This is a genomic window from Streptomyces sp. NPDC092952, assembly GCF_044754785.1.
Taxonomy (GTDB): domain Bacteria; phylum Actinomycetota; class Actinomycetes; order Streptomycetales; family Streptomycetaceae; genus Streptomyces.
The window spans coordinates 137,608-157,276 of record NZ_JBIVPT010000006.1 but is presented as its reverse complement, the minus strand read 5'-3'; the positions used below and the strand labels follow the sequence as shown (position 1 = coordinate 157,276).

20 protein-coding genes and 2 pseudogenes are annotated in these 19,669 nt (G+C 72.4%); 8 read left to right on the top strand and 14 right to left on the bottom strand.

Features of this window, described 5'->3' with window-relative positions; translation table 11 throughout:
- The first annotated feature begins 54 nt into the window (after positions 1–54).
- A complete protein-coding gene (locus ACIQGQ_RS17325) occupies positions 55–486 on the top strand; it encodes a hypothetical protein (protein WP_402396348.1) in 432 nt (143 codons plus the stop codon).
- Between the two features lie 96 nt (positions 487–582).
- Positions 583–731 (top strand): annotated as a pseudogene (locus ACIQGQ_RS17320) (IS5/IS1182 family transposase); the annotation flags it as partial.
- A gap of 598 nt (positions 732–1,329) precedes the next feature.
- Here ACIQGQ_RS17320 and ACIQGQ_RS17315 read toward each other — a convergent pair.
- The 3 genes and pseudogenes from ACIQGQ_RS17315 to ACIQGQ_RS17305 form a co-directional block, all read right to left on the bottom strand.
- Positions 1,330–2,142, bottom strand: a pseudogene (locus ACIQGQ_RS17315) (SDR family oxidoreductase); the annotation flags it as partial.
- Positions 2,143–2,329: 187 nt separating this feature from the next.
- A complete protein-coding gene (locus tag ACIQGQ_RS17310) occupies positions 2,330–2,899 on the bottom strand; it encodes a TetR/AcrR family transcriptional regulator (RefSeq protein WP_402396346.1) in 570 nt (189 codons plus the stop codon).
- A complete protein-coding gene (locus ACIQGQ_RS17305; protein WP_402396343.1) occupies positions 2,896–3,285 on the bottom strand; it encodes a hypothetical protein in 390 nt (129 codons plus the stop codon). Before ACIQGQ_RS17305 ends, ACIQGQ_RS17310 begins: the two co-directional genes overlap by 4 nt.
- Positions 3,286–3,502: 217 nt before the next feature.
- Here ACIQGQ_RS17305 and ACIQGQ_RS17300 point away from each other — a divergent pair, with 217 nt between their 5' ends.
- Positions 3,503–4,441, top strand: coding sequence for an intradiol ring-cleavage dioxygenase (locus ACIQGQ_RS17300; RefSeq protein ID WP_402396340.1), 939 nt, complete (start codon positions 3,503–3,505; stop codon positions 4,439–4,441).
- Positions 4,442–4,543: 102 nt separating this feature from the next.
- The gene (locus ACIQGQ_RS17295; protein WP_402396338.1) at positions 4,544–5,404 is read left to right on the top strand and encodes a triphosphoribosyl-dephospho-CoA synthase; all 861 of its coding nucleotides are present in this window, start codon (positions 4,544–4,546) and stop codon (positions 5,402–5,404) included.
- 18 nt (positions 5,405–5,422) lie between these two features.
- Here the strand turns inward: ACIQGQ_RS17295 and ACIQGQ_RS17290 are convergent, their stop codons facing one another.
- From ACIQGQ_RS17290 to ACIQGQ_RS17280, 3 genes are all read right to left on the bottom strand, one after another.
- A complete protein-coding gene (locus ACIQGQ_RS17290; RefSeq protein ID WP_402396335.1) occupies positions 5,423–6,001 on the bottom strand; it encodes a TIGR03086 family metal-binding protein in 579 nt (192 codons plus the stop codon).
- A 70-nt stretch (positions 6,002–6,071) separates the two neighbouring features.
- Positions 6,072–6,290, bottom strand: a complete 219-nt coding sequence (locus ACIQGQ_RS17285; protein ID WP_352272997.1) for a hypothetical protein — start codon at positions 6,288–6,290, stop codon at positions 6,072–6,074.
- Positions 6,291–6,402: 112 nt separating this feature from the next.
- Complete coding sequence (locus tag ACIQGQ_RS17280; protein WP_402396900.1) at positions 6,403–7,584, bottom strand: helix-turn-helix domain-containing protein; 1,182 nt, start codon at positions 7,582–7,584, stop codon at positions 6,403–6,405.
- A gap of 136 nt (positions 7,585–7,720) precedes the next feature.
- Between ACIQGQ_RS17280 and ACIQGQ_RS17275 the strand changes: the two genes are divergently transcribed.
- The 3 genes from ACIQGQ_RS17275 to ACIQGQ_RS17265 all read left to right on the top strand — a co-directional run bounded on the left by ACIQGQ_RS17275 (position 7,721) and on the right by ACIQGQ_RS17265 (position 10,080).
- Positions 7,721–8,254 (top strand): flavoprotein, encoded by a 534-nt coding sequence (locus ACIQGQ_RS17275; RefSeq protein WP_402396332.1) that lies wholly within the window; start codon positions 7,721–7,723, stop codon positions 8,252–8,254.
- A gap of 64 nt (positions 8,255–8,318) precedes the next feature.
- Entirely contained in the window at positions 8,319–9,188 is an 870-nt protein-coding gene (locus tag ACIQGQ_RS17270; protein WP_402396329.1) for an aldo/keto reductase, read from the top strand.
- Between the two features lie 100 nt (positions 9,189–9,288).
- A complete protein-coding gene (locus ACIQGQ_RS17265; RefSeq protein WP_402396897.1) occupies positions 9,289–10,080 on the top strand; it encodes an ABC transporter ATP-binding protein in 792 nt (263 codons plus the stop codon).
- Positions 10,081–10,085: 5 nt separating this feature from the next.
- Here ACIQGQ_RS17265 and ACIQGQ_RS17260 read toward each other — a convergent pair whose 3' ends face one another.
- The 3 genes from ACIQGQ_RS17260 to ACIQGQ_RS17250 are packed head-to-tail and all read right to left on the bottom strand — an operon-like array spanning position 10,086 to position 12,349.
- Positions 10,086–10,487, bottom strand: a complete 402-nt coding sequence (locus ACIQGQ_RS17260) for a DUF4440 domain-containing protein (RefSeq protein WP_402396327.1) — start codon at positions 10,485–10,487, stop codon at positions 10,086–10,088.
- A complete protein-coding gene (locus ACIQGQ_RS17255; RefSeq protein WP_402396324.1) occupies positions 10,484–11,059 on the bottom strand; it encodes a DUF1697 domain-containing protein in 576 nt (191 codons plus the stop codon). The genes ACIQGQ_RS17260 and ACIQGQ_RS17255 overlap by 4 nt, the downstream gene beginning before the upstream one ends.
- Positions 11,060–11,068: 9 nt before the next feature.
- Complete coding sequence (locus ACIQGQ_RS17250; protein WP_402396322.1) at positions 11,069–12,349, bottom strand: MFS transporter; 1,281 nt, start codon at positions 12,347–12,349, stop codon at positions 11,069–11,071.
- Between the two features lie 265 nt (positions 12,350–12,614).
- Here ACIQGQ_RS17250 and ACIQGQ_RS17245 point away from each other — a divergent pair, with 265 nt between their 5' ends.
- Entirely contained in the window at positions 12,615–13,433 is an 819-nt protein-coding gene (locus ACIQGQ_RS17245; RefSeq protein WP_402396319.1) for a hypothetical protein, read from the top strand.
- Positions 13,434–13,446: 13 nt separating this feature from the next.
- Here the strand turns inward: ACIQGQ_RS17245 and ACIQGQ_RS17240 are convergent, their stop codons facing one another.
- The 5 genes from ACIQGQ_RS17240 to ACIQGQ_RS17220 all read right to left on the bottom strand — a co-directional run bounded on the left by ACIQGQ_RS17240 (position 13,447) and on the right by ACIQGQ_RS17220 (position 19,580).
- Positions 13,447–14,580 carry a DUF4185 domain-containing protein gene (locus ACIQGQ_RS17240; RefSeq protein ID WP_402396316.1) on the bottom strand — a complete coding sequence of 378 codons (1,134 nt, stop codon included), beginning with the start codon at positions 14,578–14,580 and terminating at the stop codon, positions 13,447–13,449.
- Positions 14,581–14,913: 333 nt separating this feature from the next.
- A complete protein-coding gene (locus ACIQGQ_RS17235) occupies positions 14,914–16,116 on the bottom strand; it encodes a S8 family serine peptidase (protein WP_402396314.1) in 1,203 nt (400 codons plus the stop codon).
- Between the two features lie 382 nt (positions 16,117–16,498).
- Positions 16,499–17,797: an ABC transporter substrate-binding protein gene (locus ACIQGQ_RS17230; RefSeq protein WP_402396312.1), complete on the bottom strand. Its 1,299-nt coding sequence runs from the start codon at positions 17,795–17,797 to the stop codon at positions 16,499–16,501.
- Complete coding sequence (locus tag ACIQGQ_RS17225) at positions 17,797–18,636, bottom strand: carbohydrate ABC transporter permease (RefSeq protein ID WP_402396309.1); 840 nt, start codon at positions 18,634–18,636, stop codon at positions 17,797–17,799. The genes ACIQGQ_RS17230 and ACIQGQ_RS17225 overlap by 1 nt, the downstream gene beginning before the upstream one ends.
- Positions 18,633–19,580 carry a carbohydrate ABC transporter permease gene (locus ACIQGQ_RS17220; RefSeq protein WP_402396306.1) on the bottom strand — a complete coding sequence of 316 codons (948 nt, stop codon included), beginning with the start codon at positions 19,578–19,580 and terminating at the stop codon, positions 18,633–18,635. The genes ACIQGQ_RS17225 and ACIQGQ_RS17220 overlap by 4 nt, the downstream gene beginning before the upstream one ends.
- Between the last annotated feature and the right edge of the window lie 89 nt (positions 19,581–19,669).

The following is a 19,669-nucleotide window of genomic DNA, read 5'->3' as shown; positions in this document are numbered from 1 at the left end:
CTTTCGTAGGTGGATGGCCCGGGACAGGGCCTCGGATCTCTTGGGGGCTGGGCAGTGCAGTTCGTGTGCCGAAATTTCGGCCTGTCGGATCTGCCGCGGCGTGGCCTGACCCAGCAGGAAGTTCCGCTGGAGGCGCTTCTCCTTGACATTGAGGCAGAGCTGTCCATCTGGGAAAACGGCCGGCCGGTGTGGTCCGATGAGGCGTTCCCCGTGGCCGAGCTGGCGCACCACTTGGCGCTCTGGCTCCACAGTCCGAACGCCGGCCGACAGGACTTCCAGCTCGACTCGATGCAGGCAGATCCGGGGCTGATCCGCATCGTGCGTTCCGATGAAGGCTGGCGAGTCGGTTCGATCTTCACGCCGGATTTCTGGACCTCGCCTGTCGCCTGGGACGTTCTCGCGGCGGAGATCGAGCGGTTCGACCGTTCCGTGCGCGAAGGCACCGCGGCGATGGGTATCGATCCCGCCTTCATTCCGAAGCCTTGACGGGGCAGTTCTGACCCACTGGCTGTCGTTGGATGATCACGCAATGACTGCTGTGATCAGGGGACGGAACCATCCTGGACAGCGCCGTTCGCCGGGCTGAGCGCACTCCAGTCTCGCAACCTGGTGACCAGGTCACGGCGTCCGGGAGCAGACGCGGTGCGGCTGAACCGGCCGTGGGGTTTGCCGTGGGAGGACCGGGTGCTGCTGGTTGCGGCCTATGGGCGGACAACTTGACGCTGCGACAGCGTGGTTGCGTCAATCGTCGGCGGCGACGATGAGCGTGATCCGCCCGGCCGCGCGGTCGACGAGCACGAACTCGTGAAAGCAGTCGTGTACGCGTCCCCAGTCATGAACCGCCTCGTCACCGAGCTCGTTCAGGTAGTAGATGCCGTCGGCTTCGGCCACGCGGGCGAACACCTCCCGCCGCAGATCTGCCTCCAGCCCGGTGGGCAGGTCCCGGAGCGGAGCTGCCCACTCCCGCAGGATCTGGACGGCCTTCTCCTGGCCGATGGGCGCGTACAGATCGGGGGTGATCGATCCCACCCAGTACGGACCGTGCCGGGGCCCGTCCGGCAGCACCCCACCACCTGCGTAATCGTCCCGGAACTGCTCATGCCCGATCAGTGCGGCAAGCAGCCCTCCGTCGTCCACCGGCTCCGCGGAGAAGCGCAGCTGCTTGATGTCGACCCACCGGAACCCGTGCTCCTTCGGATCCCGCATGTAGCGCCGAAAGTTGATGAAGGCGCTTTCCTCGTGAGCGAGCCCGCTGTCCATGGCGCCGGCCGAGAGCGATGAGCGTGGGCGATCGCGTCGCCTCGGAAACGGAGCTCTCGTCCCCGGGGCGAGGAACTCGCGGGCGCCGCGGAGTCTGGTCCGGAGCCGTTCCTGGGTGGCACGGCTGTCGAGCCGGACGTCGAGTGCTCCGGGAAGTGGGCTGTCGGCCCGCAGGCCGGTAGGGAGCCGGGAGGCGTCGAGCCCGTCACGCCGGGCGATGAGCATGCCGAGTTCGTGGCGGCTCACGGGGTCGGTTCCTGCCAGGTGGTGGACGCCGGACCGGTCGCTGGACGCGAGTTCCAGGAGGGCGGCGGCCAGGTCGGCCACGTGTACGGGGCAGCGGATGTCGTCGGTGAACAGGACGCCGGTACGGGCGCCGGCCGCGAGCTCGTGCACCGCACGTACGTGGTCCGACCGCTGGTCGCCGATGATCAGGGAGGTCCGTGCGACGACGGCGCCCGGGTTCGCGAGGCGGACCCCGGTCTCCGCCGCGGCCTTCGCGGCGCCGTAGGGGGTGAGCGGGTCGGGGAGGCAGGACTCGTCGTAGTGGACGCGGACGCCGGAGAACACGGCGTCGCTGGATACGTGGACCAGGCGGCTGCCGTGCTTCGCCGCTGCCATCGCCAGACGGACCGGCCCCTCGGCCGTGACCGTCCAATCGGGTCCGCCACTCGTCGCGTCGACGACCACGCGAGGTTCCACGTCGGCCATGACCGCCTCGATGCGGTCGACGTCCCGCAGGTCGAGTGCGTGCCACGAGGCCTCGGGAGTGCTGCCGGGCCGGGTGGCGAAGGTCGCGGCCGTCGCATGGCCCGCTGCCGCTGCCTGGCGGACCAGCTCGGCGCCCAGGAACCCGCTGCCGCCGATGATCAGGATGGTCATGGTGCGACACGGTAGAGGAGGTTCCACTCACGCGCCGGTGAGACCGACCGGAATCAGCGGGCGGCCTTCTTGTATGCCGATACCGCCGATACTGCCGACGGCGACGTCCGCGGCCCGGCCGAGAGTAGCCGCGGCCGGTGTTCTGGGCCCGGGATTCGTCGGCAGCGGGCAATCCCGCGCACGGGCGCTACGCCGACTCGTGCTTCACCAGGGCCGCCAGGCCTTCGATGAGCGGGGTGGGGTCGAGGTCCGGGTCGAGCATGCGCTGGAGCAGGAAGCCGTCCAGCGCCGCGGTGATGGTCACCGCGGCGGGAAGCGGACGCGCCACCCCGCGCTCCGCGAACCAGTCGTGCAGCCACTGCCGGAGCCGGGACAGCGAAGCGGCGATCTCGGCGCGCAACTGATCGTCGCGGTTCGCCGCGACGAGCGACTCGTACAGCAGCAGCAGTTCCGGATCCCGCGAGTCGCTGGAGCACAGCCCTCGGAGCATCAGCTCGACCGCCGCTGACGGATCCTCCTGCGTCAGGGCGTCGCCGATCCGGTCGAGGAAGAACGTCTGGATCCTGCCCACCGCGGCGATGCGCCTGAGTTCGCCGATGCTTCCCACGTGGTAGTGGATCACGCCGGTATTCACACCCGCGCGTTCCGCCACCCGTCGGCTGGTCACGCCGCCCCAGCCCACTTCGGGGATGAGCGAGGCCGCGGCCTCGATGATCTTCTCCCGCGTGCCCGTCCGAGGAGAGGGGGCGTTGTTCACAGTCTCATTCCCTGGATCGCGATCACGGCACCCACGCCGGCCGAGGCCAGTGCGATGGCCTCGAGAACGAGCAACTGTACCGGCAGCGGATCGGGCACGACGGGGAAGACCGCACCGAGGTCGGCCGCGAAGACCAGGACGTACACCAGGCTCAGGATCAACGCCGCCACGAACACCCAGTGCTGATCAGCCATGGCGAACCCGGCCACCACGAAGCTGGCGAGTCCGAGCGAGGTGAGGCAGGCGTTGAACCCGTTGTACTGCCAGCGCGGGAGCGACGAGAAGTCCCTGGTGTCGACCAGCTTCCCCGGGACCATGGGGATCAGCAGAAGCGCCTCCCAGACCAGGAAGGCCCCGGTCAGGGTCGTCAGCAGGGAATGGTTCATCACACGCTCCAGGGCCGGGGCTTCATCCGTGTCATTGATTTGGACGATAGTCCTGGACGGTCGTCCAAATCAAGTCTCGTCCCCGTGGCCGGGAATCGTTCATGTCTCCGGGGCGGCGGCGGCTTCACAGCTCGTTCCTATGTGGGTGCGCGAGGGTGGGCCGTCCGCCGCCGGTCCCATGACCGGCCCAGCCCCAGGCCCGAGGAGTCGGTCACCCATGCCCCTTGATGAAGCCCAGGACAGCTCGCGGGACGGTTCGTCGTCCAGGGCGCGCACCTCGCGCCGGAAGGTGCTCGTCGCCGGCGGGGCGGCAGTGGCCGCGGTCGGTGCGGGCGGCGCCTTCGCCACCCGTGCCGTCGCCGGGCCGGCACCGGCGAAGGCGCGGGCCAAGGCATCCGGCACCGGCGCCACGGAAGCCTGCTACCGGCTGAGCACGGAGGCCATCGAAGGCCCGTACTACATCGACGCGGACAAGATCCGCAGGGATGTCACGGAGGACAGGGAGGGCATCCCGATGACCCTCGCCATCAAGGTCGTCGACTCCGAGACGTGCCGTCCGCTGCGGAACGCCGCGGTCGACATCTGGCACTGCGACGCGCTCGGCGTGTACTCGGGGTACGAGAGCATGAGCTCGGGCGGCTCCCCCTCCGGCCCGCCCACGGGAGAACCCCCCGCCGGCGGAGGCATGCACCAGGAACCCACCGACGACGAGCGCTACCTGCGCGGCACCTGGCGCACCGACCACAGCGGCACGGTCCGGTTCACCACCGTCTTCCCCGGCTGGTACCAGGGCCGGGCGGTGCACATCCACACCAAGGTCCACGTGGGCGGCGCCTGGACCAAGGAGGGCTACGAGGGCGGACACACCTGCCACACCGGCCAGTTCTACTTCGAGGAGGAGGCCGTCCTGGCCGCCGCCGAGGTCGAGCCGTACGCGGCCAGCACCGTCCGGCGTACGACCCTGACCGAGGACATGATCTACGACCGGAGCGGCACCACCGGCGGCCTGCTCACCCTCCGGTACAGGAAGCACCGGATCGCTGCGGGTGTCGCCGCCTCGATCACGGTGGGCGTGGATCCGCAGGCCACGCACGACGGCGACGACGCCCCCGGGCCCGGCGGCCCGGCCTCCCCGTCGGCGTCCCCCACGGGGTGACGGATCGTTGGAACCGGTGACCGTGCGGCCCGTCACCGACGGGCCGCACGGCGGTGGGACCGGGCAACGGGGCCGAGGGCCCGGAGGAGATCGCAGGCGACCATGACCGACCACCGCGACGAACTGCTGGCCGGGGCCGCCGTGCGCGCCCTGACCGGACAACTGGCCCTGGCCCCGAAACCCGGCCTGCCCGACCCGCGCGATCTTGCCGCCCGGGTCTCGCGCCGCGACCACGCCACCCTCCGGTGGTCGGCCGTCGCCCTGGCTCCCGGGCTCGCGGCGATGGCCGCGGCGGCCCGCCGCAACGACGGGCCCACACCCCGGCTGCGCGCGGAACTCGGTGCCATAGGGCGCGGCACCGAGCACACGGCCCGCCTGGCCGGTGGCGGCCACCGGGGAGCGCTGTTCGTCCTCGGCCTGCTCGTCGCCGGTGCCGTCCAGAGCCCCTCCGCCTCCGCCCGCGAGGTCACCGCGGCGGCCGGACGGATCGCCGCGCACCCCGACCGGAACGCACCGCGCCGCCCCTCGCCCGGCTCAGCGATGGCAGTGACCTACGGAGCCGCCGGCGCACGCGGCGAGGCCCGGGCCGGCTTTCCCCATGTACGCCGCGCCCTGACGGCCCTGACCGCCTCCCGCGACGCCGGGGCGACCGAGACGCAGGCGCGGCTGGACGCCCTGCTGACCGTGGTGTCGAGCCTCCGCGACACCGGGATCCTCCACGCGGCGGGCCCGGCCGGACTGCGCCACGTCCACGCGGGGGCGTGCGCCGTCCTGGAGGCGGGCTCCACCGCGACCGCCGCCGGTGCCGAGGCCCTGGCCGCGTTCGACGACGACCTCCGCACCCGCGGCTGGAGCCCCCGGGGAAGCGCGGGGCTGCTCGCCGGGGCCCTGTTCGTGGACGGCCTCGCCTCGTCCGCCCGCCCGGCCGCCGGTCCCGGCGCCGGGACGTTCACCGCCTGTTGAGCCTCCGCCTCGGGCGGATCACACCCACTGCGGGTCGCGTCCGCTGCGGGCCAGGGCCCGTTCGAAGTCCGGGGCGCCCTCGGGGACCTCCACCTCGTCGGCGAAGCCGTCGTACTGCCGGTACAGCGCGGCGGTCGTGTCGACGACCTCCCGCACATAGGCGGCCGCCGCGTCGGAGAGCCGGAACTCCTCGCCGACGGTCCGGGCCACGTCCCAGCCGTGCAGGGCGGTCTCCTCGATGAGCATCGCGGCGACGTCGCGGCCCGGGGACGTGGAGTTGCCCAGATCGATCTCGCCGTCCCAGACCGCCGGGTCCGCCCAGGCCGCGACCGCGCGCTCCAACTGCTCCGCGTACCGCTCCGCCCAGTCGGCGTCGGCGGTGAAGTCCCGCCCGACGAGCTCCTCCGGAAGCTGCTTGTCCAGGGCCCGGTGCTCCAGGCCGTGGGACGTGTACAGCACCCAGTGGTTGACGAGGCCCCGCAGGTCCCAGTCACCGCAGGGCGTTCGGGGCGCGCCGAGCTGATCGGCGCGGACGGTACGGGCGATACGAGCCGCCTCGGCGGCGACCTCGGTCATATGAGCGTGCTCGGTCTTCATGCCGGAACCCTACGAGCGGGACCCGGCCCGGCGATTGAAGAAACGCGACACGTCCCGCCGGGCCGTCCGGTCAGCAGGCGAGCCCGGCCTCGCGGGCGGCGCAGGCGGCGGCGTCCGAGCAGGCCCGGGGGAACCAGCTGTAAGCGGCACCCGCGGCCGGGCGGGTCCGCTGTTCCCCGAGATCGGTATCGGTGCCGATGGTCAGGGCGGCCCGGCACCAGACGCAGGACCATCCGCGCTGCTGCTGCTCCGTCAGTTCGCTGGCCGACGGAAGGTTCCTCACGTTCATGACGCCCCCGGCTCCTCGCTGGTCTGGTGGGGAAAGGATCCCCGGCCGCAGGGGCCGGAACGCTCACACTTCTGTGAGCGGACCCGCAGGTTTCCGGCGGACCGGACCGGCTTCAAAGACCGATCCAGGACGTCATGTTGACCAGATGGTCCGAGGTGCGGCGGCTGGTGTGGAGGAGCCCGGCCACGGTCTCCCGGGTGCGCGGGTGGTAGCGGGTCTGCTCCGGGGCGGCCCGGCGGGCCGCGACGAGATGGCGCAGGGAGGCGTCCAGGTGCCCGGTCTCCATCTCGACGACGGCCCGGTCCACCAGGAAGCGGGCCCGGCGCGAAGTCAGCGTCGAGGGAGGGAGTTTCACGGCGCGGGCCTGGCGCAGCGCGGCGTCGAAATCGCGCATGGTGATGGCCGCGCCGATCTCGTGCAGGTTCACGTTCATCCGGCCGAAGCTCAGCCAGTGGACCTCGCCCGCCTCGCCGCCGACCCGGTCGGCCAGCTCCCGGGCGGCCGCGATGTGCTGCGCCACGGCCCCTCCGTCCCCGGCGCGGGCCGCCATCTCCGAGGCACCGAGGTGCAGTTGGCCCGCCACGACGAGCCCTTCGCGCGAACTCTGGCCGACGACGAGCGCCTGCCCGGCCTCGACCAGGCGCCGCCCGAGATCCGGCTCGGCGTCGACGTGGCTCAGGGCCCGCCGGTACTGGCGGATCGCGGCGAGGCAGGGGTCGGAGGCGTGCGCGGCGGCCCAGCCCATGCGGTCGAGCGCGGTGATGGCGAGGTCCGCGAAGCCGAGTTTGGCGGCGATGTCGTGGGCGGTGCGGTACGCCGAGGCCAGGGCGCGCCAGACCTCGGTGCTCGGTACCGTGTGCGCGATGAGGGTGAGGTCGTCGATGACGCCGGGGAGCGCGAGGGCGGCCTTCCTGAGGTATGTCGCCCGGACCTCCTGGCAGAGCCGGTCGGTGTCGCGGACCAGCTCCCGCGCGGTGCGGGTGGGGTGGTGGCCGTCGGGTCCGAGGTCGTACAGGGCAAGGGACTCCCGGATCGGGCGGACCAGCGCGGAGAGCCTGCTCTGTTGTGTCTCGGTCGCCCTCGGGGGTCCGGTGAGGAGCGCGATGTCGATGCCGAGTCCGCGGGCGACGGCGGCGGTGAACTCGGCCGTCGCCACCCGGGCCCCGCACTCGACCTGGTTGAGCAGGCTGTAGGAGTAGGGAATGCGGGCGGCGAGCTGGCGCTGGCTGAGCCGGGCGAGCTTCCGCTGTTCCTTGATCCGTTCGCCCGTGCTGGAGTCGTCCGGTACGGGCATGCCGGCCCCCTCGCGTTCCTCGTTCATCGCCGGGAACCGTACCCGCGCGGTCCGTCGCGGGATTCGCAAAGCGGCCCGATGCCAACCGGATTGAGGAAAATTGGCCGGTCCCGCCCCGGCGCGATGGGATGGCGGTATGACGACTCTCTACCTGCTCGGTTCCGCCGCTCCGCCCGTGCTCGACATCGCTTCGGTCATCGAGAGGGCCCAGGCCCGCGGCTACGACGTGTGTCTGGGGCTCACCCCGTCCGCGGCCCGCTGGCTGGAGCCGGGGGCGGCCGGGCTGGAGCGGCTGACCGGGCACCCGGTGCGGTCCGGGTACAAGGCGCCGGGCGCCCGGGACGTCTGGCCCCCGGCGGACGTGGTGCTGTTCGCGCCCGCCACGTTCAACTCGGTCAACTCCTGGGCGCTGGGCCTCACTTCGAGCTTCGTGGTGGGCTTCGCGGCCGAGGCCATCGGCAAGGGGATCCCGCTCGTCGCGATGCCCTGCGTCAACTCCGCGTACGCCCGGCACCGGGCGTTCGGCCGGAGCGTCGCCGAGCTGAGGGAGATGGGGGTCACGGTGCTCTACGGCCCCGGTGGGTTCGAGCCGAACCTTCCGGGCGAGCGCCGCCCCGGCGGATTCCCCTGGGAGCTCGCGCTCGACGCGGTCGACGCGCTGGCTCCGTAGGCTCCGGGCGCAGGGCGTCGCGGGCTCTGCCCGGGGCGTGGATCCGGGAACATAGGATCGTGGGATGACTTCGTCCTCCTCTTCCCCCGGCGAGACCTTCCTGCTCGGCGGCGAGCTGCCCATGCGGCGGCTCGGTTACGGCACGGCCCAGCTGACCGGGCCCGGTTACTGGGGGCCGCGCGGCGACCGCGGCGCCGCCGTGGCGGTGCTGCGGGCCGCCGTGGAGCAGGGGGTCACCCTGATCGACACGGCGGACAACTACGGCCCCGGGCTGGCCGAGGAGCTGGTCGCCGAGGCCCTGCACCCGTACCGCGACGACCTGGTGATCGCGACCAAGGGCGGCGTGGTCCGCACCAGCGACAGCGCCTGGCACATCGAGGGCCGGCCGGAGCGGCTGCGGGCGATGTGCGAGGCCAGCCTCGGGCGGCTGCGGACGGACCGGATCGACCTCTACCAGCTGCACCGGCTGGACCCGCGGGTGCCGATGGCGGAGCAGTTGGGCGCCCTGGACGAGCTGCGGCACGAGGGTAAGATCCGGTACATCGGCCTGGACACCCTGACCGCCGAGCAGCTGGAGCAGGCGCTCTCCCTGACCGGGATCGCCTCGGTGCAGAACCGCTTCAACCTCCTGGACCGCTCGTCGGAGGCGGTACTGAAGGCGTGCGAAGCCCATGGTCTCGCCTTTCTGCCCTGGTTCCCGCTGGGCAACGGCGCGCTGACCGGTGACGCCGCCGCAGCGCTCTCCGGCATCGCCGACCGGCACGGCGCCACCCGCGGGCAGATCGCCCTCGCCTGGCTGCTGCACCGCTCCCCCGTGCTCTGCCCGACCCCGGGCACCGGCTCGACCGCCCATCTGGCGGAGAACCTGGGGGCACGGGAGATCCGGCTGTCGGACGAGGACCTGGGCGCCCTGGAGGCGCTCGTACCCGTATGAGAAGAAGGAGCACCCGGCTGTGACCACGCCCGGTACCACCACCCCACCGGCCACCGCTTCCGTACCCGCCCCCGTTCCGGCCGCCGAGGACGCCGGGGCGGTGCCGGTGATCAGGGCCGACGGCGTCCAGCTGGTCCGGGACGGCAAGGTGCTGCTCGACTCGGTCTCGCTGACGGTGCGCGGCGGCGAGCACTGGGCGCTGCTCGGCGCCAACGGGGCCGGGAAGAGCACCCTGCTGGGGCTGCTCGGCGCGGTGAAGCACCCCACCCGGGGTTCGGTGGAGGTGCTGGGGCGCCGGCTCGGCCGGGTCGACATGCGGGAGCTGCGTTCGCTGCTCGGCCATGTCGATCCGCGTCACCCGCTGCGCTCCCCGCTGTCGGTGCACGAGGTGGTGCTGACCGGGCTGACGAACTCGGTCGAGCCGGTGCCGCGCCGTTCGGTGGACCAGGAGCAGCGGGACCGGGCGGAGCGGCTGCTGGAGATGCTCGGGATGGGCGGCAAGTCCGGGTCGCGCTGGCCGGCGCTGTCGCAGGGCGAGCGGGGCCGTACGCTCATCGCCCGCGCGCTGATGCCCCGGCCGCGGCTGCTGCTGCTCGACGAGCCGGCCACCGGTCTCGACCTCGCCGCACGCGAGCAGTTGCTCGACAGCCTGGACATGCTGCGTCAGGAGCATCCGGAGCTGGCGACGGTGCTGGTCACCCACCATCTGGAGGAGCTGCCCGCCTCCACCACGCACGCGATGCTGCTGCGGGGCGGCCGGTGCGTGGCCTCGGGCCCGGTGGACGGGGTGCTGACCACGGAGCGGGTCAGCGACTGCTTCGGGCATCCGGTGCGGATCTCCCGTACGGACGGCCGGTGGGCGGCGCGGGCGCAGCGGGTGACGCGCCGCTGAGCCGGTCAGCCGTCGTCGGCGCCGCCGTCCGGTCCGGGGTCGGCGGCGGTGAACGGGGTGGCCTGGTTGTAGTAGAGCACCCAGCCCGTGCCGGTCAGCCGCCACACCGAGCTGCGGTGGTAGACCCGGCCCTTCGTCTCGGTGTCGTAGGTGAGGTGGACGATGTCCTCGGCGAGCTGGACGCCGTGCATCCGGGTGGCGGTGAGCGGGCCGGGGCGCGGGGCGTCGGCCGCGGTGAGCGAGGCGATCATGGAGTCGCGGTCCCAGATCCGGCCGGTGTGGTCGATCTCCCGGTAGTCGGGGTGCAGCAGCGTGGCGAGCACCTCGGCGGAGGCGCGTACGACCGGGTCCAGGAGGCGCAGCTCGCCCTCGACCGCCGCGGCCACGCCGGGGGACGGTTCGGTCATGCGGGGGCTCCGTCGTGCGCGGGCGTGCCGGGTGCGGTCATCCCGACCAGTGTGACCACGGTGTTCCAGTTGCGCGAGGTGGCGACGATGCCCTTGGTGACGGAGGTGCGGGAGAGCGCCTCGGCGAGTTTCGAGCGGCCCAGCCCGTCCGGGGCGTAGAGGTAGAGCGCCCGGTCGCCGAGGGCGAACGCCTCGGGCAGGTGGGCCGCCGGGTCGATCCCGGCGAAGCGGGCGGCGTCGACCGGCCGGTCGTAGTACGTGATGTGCAGCTGCTTCCCCTCCAGCTCGGCGGCCGGGAACGGGCAGGCCGCCGCGACCGCCGCCAGGTAGGCGCCGTCGCGGACCAGGCAGGGGACGTCGAAGCCGAAGCGCCGGGCGATGGCCCGCTCCAGCTCGGCGGCGAGGGCCTCCTCGTCGTCCGACGCGCTGCTGAAGACGGCGTTGCCGCTCTGCAGGTGGGTGCGGACGTCCGCGTGTCCCAGCTCGGTGAGCAGGGCCCGGAGGTCGGTCATCGGGATCCGTTTGTGGCCGCTGACATTGATCCCGCGCAACAGCGCCGCGTACGTCGTCATGGCCACACCCTAGGGTGTGGCGCCGTACGGGGCGGCGGGCCGTGTCACTCCGTGCCGCCGTACGGACGGGAGGGCCAGCACCACCGCGACCGCGGCCAGCTGCCAGAGGGCGCCGGCCGCGAGGAGCCGGTCGGCCCCCACCACTCCCGAGACCGGCCCGGCCAGTGCCAGCCCGAGCGGCCCCAGGGCGAAGGCGCCCAGGCTGTCGAACGCGCTGATGCGTCCGCGGACCTCGGCGGGGACGTCGCGCTGGATGACGGTGGTCGAGAGGGCGCTGCAGACCGCCGCCCCGGCCCCCGCCAGGAGCGCGGCCCCGGCCACCCAGCCCAGCGGCAGCCGTGCGGCCAGCGCCGCCGCCGGGAACGCCCAGCAGACGGATGCGGCCATCGACCAGGCGAGTGGCCTGCGGGGGCTCCGGCCGAGGAGCGCCAGACCGCTGATGATCGAGCCGGTGCCGTACAGGGCCAGCACCAGCCCCCAGGCCCTCGCGCCGCCCAGCCGCTGCTGGGCGAGGGCCGGTCCCAGCACCAGGAACGGGGCCCAGAGGACGAAGTTGAAGAGGCTGATGTGCAGGGTCGTCACCCACAGCCAGGTGCGGGAGGTGAACTCCTTCCAGCCGCGCCCCAGGTCGGCGAAGAGCCCGCGCCGGGGTTCGTCCGAGCGGGACAGGGGCAGCCCGGCCAGGGCCAGGGCGCTCACCCCGTAGCTGAGGGCGTCGACGGCGACCACCATGCCCGCGTCGAGGACCGCGATGAGCAGTCCGGCCAGCCCCGGCCCCATGACCGAGGCCACCGCCTGGGACATCTGGAGCACCGCGTTGGCGTCCGACAGCTCGTCCTCGGGGACGAGGCCCGGCACCAGGGCCGTGAGGCTCGGGCTGAACGCGCCCTCGCCGATCCCGAGGAGCACCGCCAGGGCGACCACTTCCCACATCCGCGCGCTCTGGGTCAGCAGGAGTACGGCCAGCACGCCCTGGGAGGCGAACCGGAGCAGGTCCGCCGTCAGCATGACCGTACGGGCCCCGATCCGGTCGGTCAGTACGCCGCCGAGCAGCAGCACGGCCAGCACGGCCAGGATCCGGACCGCCATCACCACGCCGACGGCGTCGACCCCGCCGCCGGGCAGCCGCAGTACGGCGAAGGTCATGGCGATGGTGTTCATCCCGGAGCCGAGCAGCGACGCGCCCTGGCCGATCAGGAACCGGCGGAATGGGGCGTGCCGCAGGGTGCGCAGGCGGCGGGGGGCCGCCCCCGTCCCGGTCGCGGCGGGAAGGCGGGTACGAAGCGTCATGGCTCCGCACTCTCCCCCCGCCGACGCACCCTCCGCAAGTATTTCCACGAAAGAAAATTGAGTCTTTCACCAGCAATTTTACTTTCCCTGGAATTCCCGCAGTAAATCGACTTCATTTACTGCAACACCGCTGGTGGTAGGGTCGGTTGAGGAGAACCGAGGGAGTATCGATGGAGTCCATTTACTGCGGATGGCGGGAATGAGAAACGCCCCGGAAGAGGACACTGGACCATCGCGTGCGACGCCGGTGGAATACGGTGCCGCCGTGGACCGCTACCTCGCGGCGGCCGGTCTCGGCGACGCCTCCCGCCGCGTCTACCGGGTCTCGCTGCGGGGGTGGGCCTGGCCGTTGGTCGACCGGCGGGCCCCGACCGGCCGGGAGCGCAGGGGCGCCCATCCGCCCGTCGTGCCGCTCGCCCTGCTGGACGATCCGCGGACCCCGGAACGGCTGCGCCGGGGGCTGGCCGACCGCGCCGCCTCGACCCTGCCCCGTACGGTGGTCCGCGAGCTGGCCTGTCTGCGCGCGGCGACGGCGTGGTGGCTGGCGCGGGGCTGGATCGTCACGGATCCGACGGCCGGGCTGGAGCCGCCCGGACCGTACCCCGGACCGGCCGCCGCCCCGGCCGCTCCCCCAGCGTCCACCGCCGGCGCCCCGGACCGGGCCCGCGCCGCTCTCGCCTCGCGGGCGCCGCTGAGGGAGCTGGCCCTGTGGCATCTCCTGCACGAGTCACGGGCCCCCGTCGAGCAGGTGCTCGCCCTCGACATCGACCACCTCGACCTGCCCGGCCGGCGGGCCCGGTCCCACGGGGCGGCCGCCCTCGCCTGGGGGCCGGGCACGGCCCGCCTGCTGCCGATGCTGCTCGCCGGGCGCACGGCGGGGCCGGTCTTCGTCACCGGCCGCCGGGCGCCCGCCGGAACACCGGCCGCGGACCGCTGCCCGGTCACCGGCCGGGGGCGGCTCTCCTACCGCCGGGCCGCGGAGCTCTTCACCGCCGCGACCCGGCCGCTGGACCCGGCGGGCCGGGGCTGGACCCTGCTCGTCCTGCGCGACCGGCCCGTCCGCACCGGCCCGGCCTCCGCGTGAGGCCGGGCGCCGCTCAGGACAGCATGTTGACCTTGTACTGCATGATCCGGTAGTTCCACTCGTCGTACCACTGGCTGACGACGATGTGGAAGTTGCCGAACGTCGAGCCGGGGACGACGAACCCGCCGTACGGGCTGGCCACGAGGTTGGCGACCTCCTGTCCCGGCGCGCAGGGCAGGATCATCGTCTGCTCCAGCGTCCTGGTCAGGTCCGAGGTCGGGAGCGGGAAGACCATCGCCCGGATCGACAGCGGTTCCATGTTCAGCCAGGTGAGGACGTACTTGCCGTCCATGGCGCGGAAACAGATCTCGCCCCACTCGCGGACGCCGAACACGGTCGTCGGCTCGGGGGCGTTCCACCGCCAGCCGCCGTCGACGTAGCCCCACGGCTCGTAGGCGCCCGGGTCGCCGAGGCTCTCCTTGCGCACCCGGTGGAGCAGCATCCCGGAGGCCACCTCGCGGTTGAAGACCGAGGAGAGCACATAGCAGTAGCCGTCGTCGGCGACGGCGTACGTCTTCTGCTGGAACTGGCCGCCGTACAGGTCGCCCGGCCACTGGCACAGGTACTCCCAGGACTCCCCGTTGTCGGTGGAGCGCCAGAAGTCCGTGTGGTGGGTGTCGTAGATGACACCGCGCATCAGATGCATGTACATGACGCCGTCGACGACGAACACGTCGGACGGGATCGCCGTCGTGGCCTTGTCCCCGACGGGGTTGTGCGGCTCGTCGACGAGGCTGTTGGCATGGCCGCCGCCGACGCTTCCGTCGATGCGCAGGTTGTTGACGTCCCCGTTGCTGGAGCGCAGGCCGACCGGGGCGCGCCAGTCGCTGGGTTCGCCGGGGCGTGGCACGTGGTCGCCGTCGAAGGTGTCACCGCCGACGAAGAGCATGGTGCCGTCCGGACAGCGCACGGGGATGCCGAGGTCGGTCCACTGCGCGGCGAACGGGCCGGTCTCGGCGGGGCCGCTGAGGTTCTTCACCTTGACCGCGAGGGTGGGGCTGGACGGGTCGCCCGGCCCACCGGCCACGGCCGTTCCGGCGGCCGGGCCGACCGTGCCGGCCCCCGCGACGACGCCGATACCGATCTTGAGGAGCCCGCGGCGGGAGTACCCGCCCGTCGCGTCTTTCCCGTTCGATGCTGCTGTCATCTGTCGGTGCCTTTCGGAGTCGGTTCTGAACGGACCGGAGGATGCCCCGGTGCCGCACCGACCCGGCCGGCGCGGCGGCATCACCGGCCCAACGCCCGCGCCCGGAGGCAGGATGCGGCCGGACCGGGAGTCGGGCCGAGGTCGGCCGAAAGGTGCGGCACATGGGGTGCCGGTGGCGGAATCAATCCGGTCGCCACCCACAACTGCCGTGCAGCACAGTGGAGTTCGCGCACGAAGCGGCCGCCGTGCCCCGTGGGGGAGGGCGCGGCGGCCGCGGTTCTGCGTTGCGCCGGGCGGTTCACCCGCCCGGTCGCCGGCCCGGGGGCCGGGCGGCTATTCGACGATCTTCAGCAGCTTGTTCGGGGTGCCCGCGGTGGCGTTGGAGATCGCGTCGGGGGTGGCCCCGTCGGTGAGGGCGGTGGCGACCTCCTCCGGGGTGGCGTCCGGGTGCCCGGCGAGGTAGACGGCGGCGGCGCCGACGACGTGCGGGGTCGCCATGGACGTACCGGAGATGGTGTTGGACGCGTCGTCGCTGTCGTTCCACGCCGAGGTGATGTCCGAGCCCGGGGCGTAGATGTCCACGATCGAGCCGTAGTTGGAGAAGTACGACTGCTCGTCGTCCACGGTGGACGAGGCGACCGTGATGGCCTCGGGGACGCGGGCCGGGGAGGTCTGGCTCGCGTCGGAGGAGTCGTTCCCGGCGGCGACCGCGAAGGTGACACCGGAGGCGATGGCCTTCTGGACCGCGGTGTCGAGCGCCTCGTCCGCGCCGCCGCCGAGGCTCATGTTGGCGACGGAGGGGCCCTCGTGGTTCTCGGTCACCCAGTCGATGCCGGCGACGACCTGCTCGGTGGTGCCCGAGCCCGAGTCGTCGAGGACCCGGACGGCGACGATCTTGGCCTTCTTGGCGACCCCGTAGGTCGCGCCGGCGATGGTGCCCGCCACATGGGTACCGTGGCCGTTGCCGTCGTCCGCGTCGTCGTCGTTGTCGACGGCGTCGTAGCCGGAGCTGGCCCGGCCCTCGAACTCCTCGTGCGTGGTGCGCACACCGGTGTCGATGACGTACGCGGTCACGCCCTCGCCCGCGCTGTCGGGGTAGGTGTACTCGTTGTCACCGGCGGTCTCGGTCTGGTCGATCCGGTCCAGACCCCAGGACGGCGGGTTGGTCTGGGTCCCGTCGATGTGGAACTTCTTGTTCTGGACCACCTTGGAGACGGCCGGGTCGGCCGCGAGCCGCTTGGCCTCGGTGAGCGTGAGGCCCGAGGCGGAGAAGCCGTTGATGGCGGAGGTGTAGTTCCGCTTGAGCTTGCCGCCGTACTCCTTGGCGAGCTCCGACTTGTCGGCCTTCTGGTTGAGCATGACGATGTAGCTGCCGGAGACGGCGTCCGCGGCGTTCGCGCCGTAGACGACGCCCATCGCGGGGGCGGGCTCGGCGCCCGCCAGCGAGCTGTTGAGCAGGGTGACTCCGGCCGCCGCGGCCACCGCGGTTATCGCCGCGGTGAGCTTGAACCGGCGGGCGCGCTTGTGAATAGCCATGAAGAGGGGTCTCCTCGTCATTCTTTGTGGGGGGATTCGCCCCCGGCCGGAAGATCTCCGGGGGCTGGCTCGAAACCCTCGCCGATTGACGCGCGCAGATCAAGACCTTCAAGCGGCTGTGACTTACTCAACAAACTTTCGTAATAAGAAACCGGCCAGAGACACTCAAGTCGACCGCGCCCACCAGGACTTATGCGGTCCACCCCGAGGTCACGGCGCGACCGGCGGTCTTCCCGGGTGGCACGGAGGACCCCGCCCGGCGGTGCGCGCGGGCGGGGTCGCGGCCTGTTTCCGCCCCTGCTTTCACCGACCTCTCACCTGGCGGTCACATTGCGGCGGTGCGGAACGTTCCGGTGCCCCGGGGGCTCCGCCGGAAGCCGGATCAGCGCTGGTAGCGGGCCAGGACCCGGTTCCCGTCGTCGACCAGACGCCGGGTCAGCTCGTCGGCCCCGATGGCCCCGCTGTAGTACTCCTGGAGGGCGGGGGTGGCGACCTTGTCCTTCCACTCCGGGTAGCCGCGCACCGACTGGGCGGGCGCCGGGCGGAGCGCCTTCGCGACGGCGACCCCGGTCGCCCAGCCGTTCTCGGCGGTGTGCAGGGAGGGGTCGGCGAGGGCCTCGGTGCCGGTCGGGAGCATCCAGTCGCCCTTGGCCAGCCGCACCATGTTCGGCGGCCGGAGCAGGAAGTCGATGAACCGCGCGGCCTCCTTCTTGTGCGGGCTGGCCTCCGAGACGGACAGGGTCTGCGGGCTGACCCCCTGGGCGAGCCCCTCGCCGCCCGCCGGCGGCGGGAGCACCGTCCACTCGAACCCCTCGGGGGCCTGCTCGACGACCTGCTGGCGGTAGGAGAAGCCGAGCGGCACCATCGCGTACTTGCCGCCGAAGAAGCCGGGGAGGGTGTCGGAGCCGCCCATGCCGAGGGTGGTGCGCGCGGCACTGTGGTCGGTGTTGACCTGGTCGCGGATGGTGCCGGGGACGATCCGGTCGCCCGCCTCCGCGCGGAGGGCGACCCTGCCGTCGGCGCCCCGGTGGAAGAGCCGGCCGCCGGCGGAGAGGCCGAGGTTGAGGGTGACGGAGACCGGCTCCCTGAGCGGCCAGGCGACCCCGTACCGTCCCTCGCCGGTCAGCTCCTTGGTGACGTGCCGGAACTCCTCCCAGCTCCAGGGGTTGTCGGGGGTCGGGATCCGGACCCCGGAGCGCTGGAGGATCCTGGTGTTGGCGATCAGGACGCGGGGTTCCTGGAGGAAGGGGACGCCGTAGACACCGTCGCCGAACGTGGTGGTGGACCAGCTCTGTCGCGGGATGTCGGCGGTCAGCCGGTCGGGGAGGAGTCCGCGCAGGTCGGCGAGGAAGCCGCCGTACGCGAAGTCGGCCAGGTCGTCGGAGGCGTCGTGGACGATGTCCGGGGCCTCGCCGCCCTCGAAGGAGGTGAGCAGCTGGTCGTGGACGGTGTCCCAGCTTCCGGGGACGTAGGTGACGTGGACGTCCGGATGGGTCTCGTTCCACTCCTTCACCAGCCGCTTGTTGGCGTCGACGGACTCCTTCTGCCAGGCCAGCGACTGGAACCTCAGCTCGATCCGGCCGTCGTGCCGCCCGCCGCCGCCCTCCCCCGCGCAGCCGGAGAGGACCAGGGCGAGCGCGGTGGCCGCGGCGGCCAGCGCCCTGCGCGTCGTCGTCCGCATCAGCTCTTCACCGCCCCGGCCAGCATGGAGCCGGTGATCCGCCGCTGGATGACCGCGAAGACCACCAGCGAGGGCAGGGTGGCGAGGAAGGCGGCGGCGGCGAGCGGGCCGAGGTCGGCCGCCCCCTCCGCTCCGATGAAGTGGGTGAGGACGACCGGCAAGGTCTGCTTCTCCGGGGTCTTGAGCAGGACGAGCGCGAAGAACAGCTCGTTCCAGGCGGTGATGAAGGCGAAGAGCGCGGTGGCGACGATGCCGGGGGCCAGCAGCGGGGCGGTCACCGACACGAGGGTCCGCAGCCGGCCCGCGCCGTCGACCGCGGCGGCCTCCTCCAGCTCGACGGGGACGGCCCGTACGTATCCGACCAGCATCCAGAGCGCGAAGGGCAGCGCCCAGACCGTGTACACCATGACCAGACCTGCCAGGGTGTTGATCAGATGGAGGCTCTTCAGGATCAGGAAGAGCGGGATGATCAGCAGGACCAGCGGGAACGCCTGGCTCACCACCCCCCACCCGGTGGCCGCCGTCGAGAGCCGGGAGCGGCGGCGGGCCATCACGTACGCCAGCGGGGTGGCGACGACGACCGCGAGGGCGGCGGCGCAGAGCGCGGCGGTCAGCGAGTTGGCGCCGGCCCGGAGCAGCGGCTGCTCGTCGAAGGCCTGGCGGAAGTTGTCGAGCGTCGGGTGCTCGGGGATCCAGGTGGGGTGGAGCGAGCCCAGTTCACGGGCCGGTTTGAAGGCGGTGGAGATCAGCCACAGGAACGGGAACGCCAGGAAGGCGAGGTAGCCGAGGAGCGCGGCGTACTGCCCGGTGCGGGCGAGCGGGCTGGTGCGGGTGTTCACCGGTCCTCGCCTCCCTTGAGGCGGGCGGCGAGGTGGACGGCGAGGATGACGGAGATCACCGCGACCATCACACAGCCCATCGCCGCCGCGTAGCCGAACTGCCCGTAGTGGAATGCCTCCTCGTACGCGAAGAGCATCGGCAGCCGGGTGCGGCCGCCGGGGCCGCCGTTGGTCAGGACGTAGACCAGGGCGAAGGAGTTGAAGTTCCAGATGAAGTTGAGTGCGGTGATGGCGAACGCGACCGGTCTGAGCACCGGCCAGGTGACGGTACGGAAGCGGCGCCAGGCTCCGGCGCCGTCCAGGGCCGCCGCCTCGTGGAGCTCCCGCGGGGCGTTCTGGACCCCGGCGAGAAGGGCGACGGTGGTCTGCGGCATGCCCGCCCACACCCCGACGACTATCACCGCGGGCAGCGCGGTGGCGAGGCCGGTGAGCCAGTCCCGTCCGTCGCCGAGGCCGAGGTCGCGGAGGGTCTCGTTGAGGACGCCCGCGTCCGGGTTGTAGACCAGCCGCCACATGATGCCCACGACCACCTCGGGCATCGCCCAGGGAATGATCGCCAGCGCACGGGCCAGCCAGCGCAGCCGGAGCCGCTGGTCGAGCAGGAGGGCGAGGCCCAGGGAGAGGACGAACTGCGGGACGGTGACGCCGAACGCCCAGACCAGGCCGATCCGGAAGGAGTCCCAGAAGAGGGTGTCGTGGAGCAGGTCCTGGAAGTTGAGCCCGCCGACCCACTGGGTGGCGCGGGTGCGGCCGGACTGGGCGTCGGTGAAGGCGAGCGCGATGCCGTAGAGCAGGGGGCCGACGCTGAGGACGAGGATCGGGATCAGCGCGGGCAGTACCAGGAACCAGGCCCCGGCGCTCCGGCCCGTCGGCCGGGACGGGGCGCTCCGGCCGGCGGGCGGGCCGTGTCTCTCGGAACGTACGGTCGCACTCGCTAATGCCATGGATGCTCCCCCTTGTGGCTTTTGACCTCATTCATACCGTTCTGGCCGGTCGCATGGCCCACGTCATCGTGCTGACGGGTCGTCGGTTC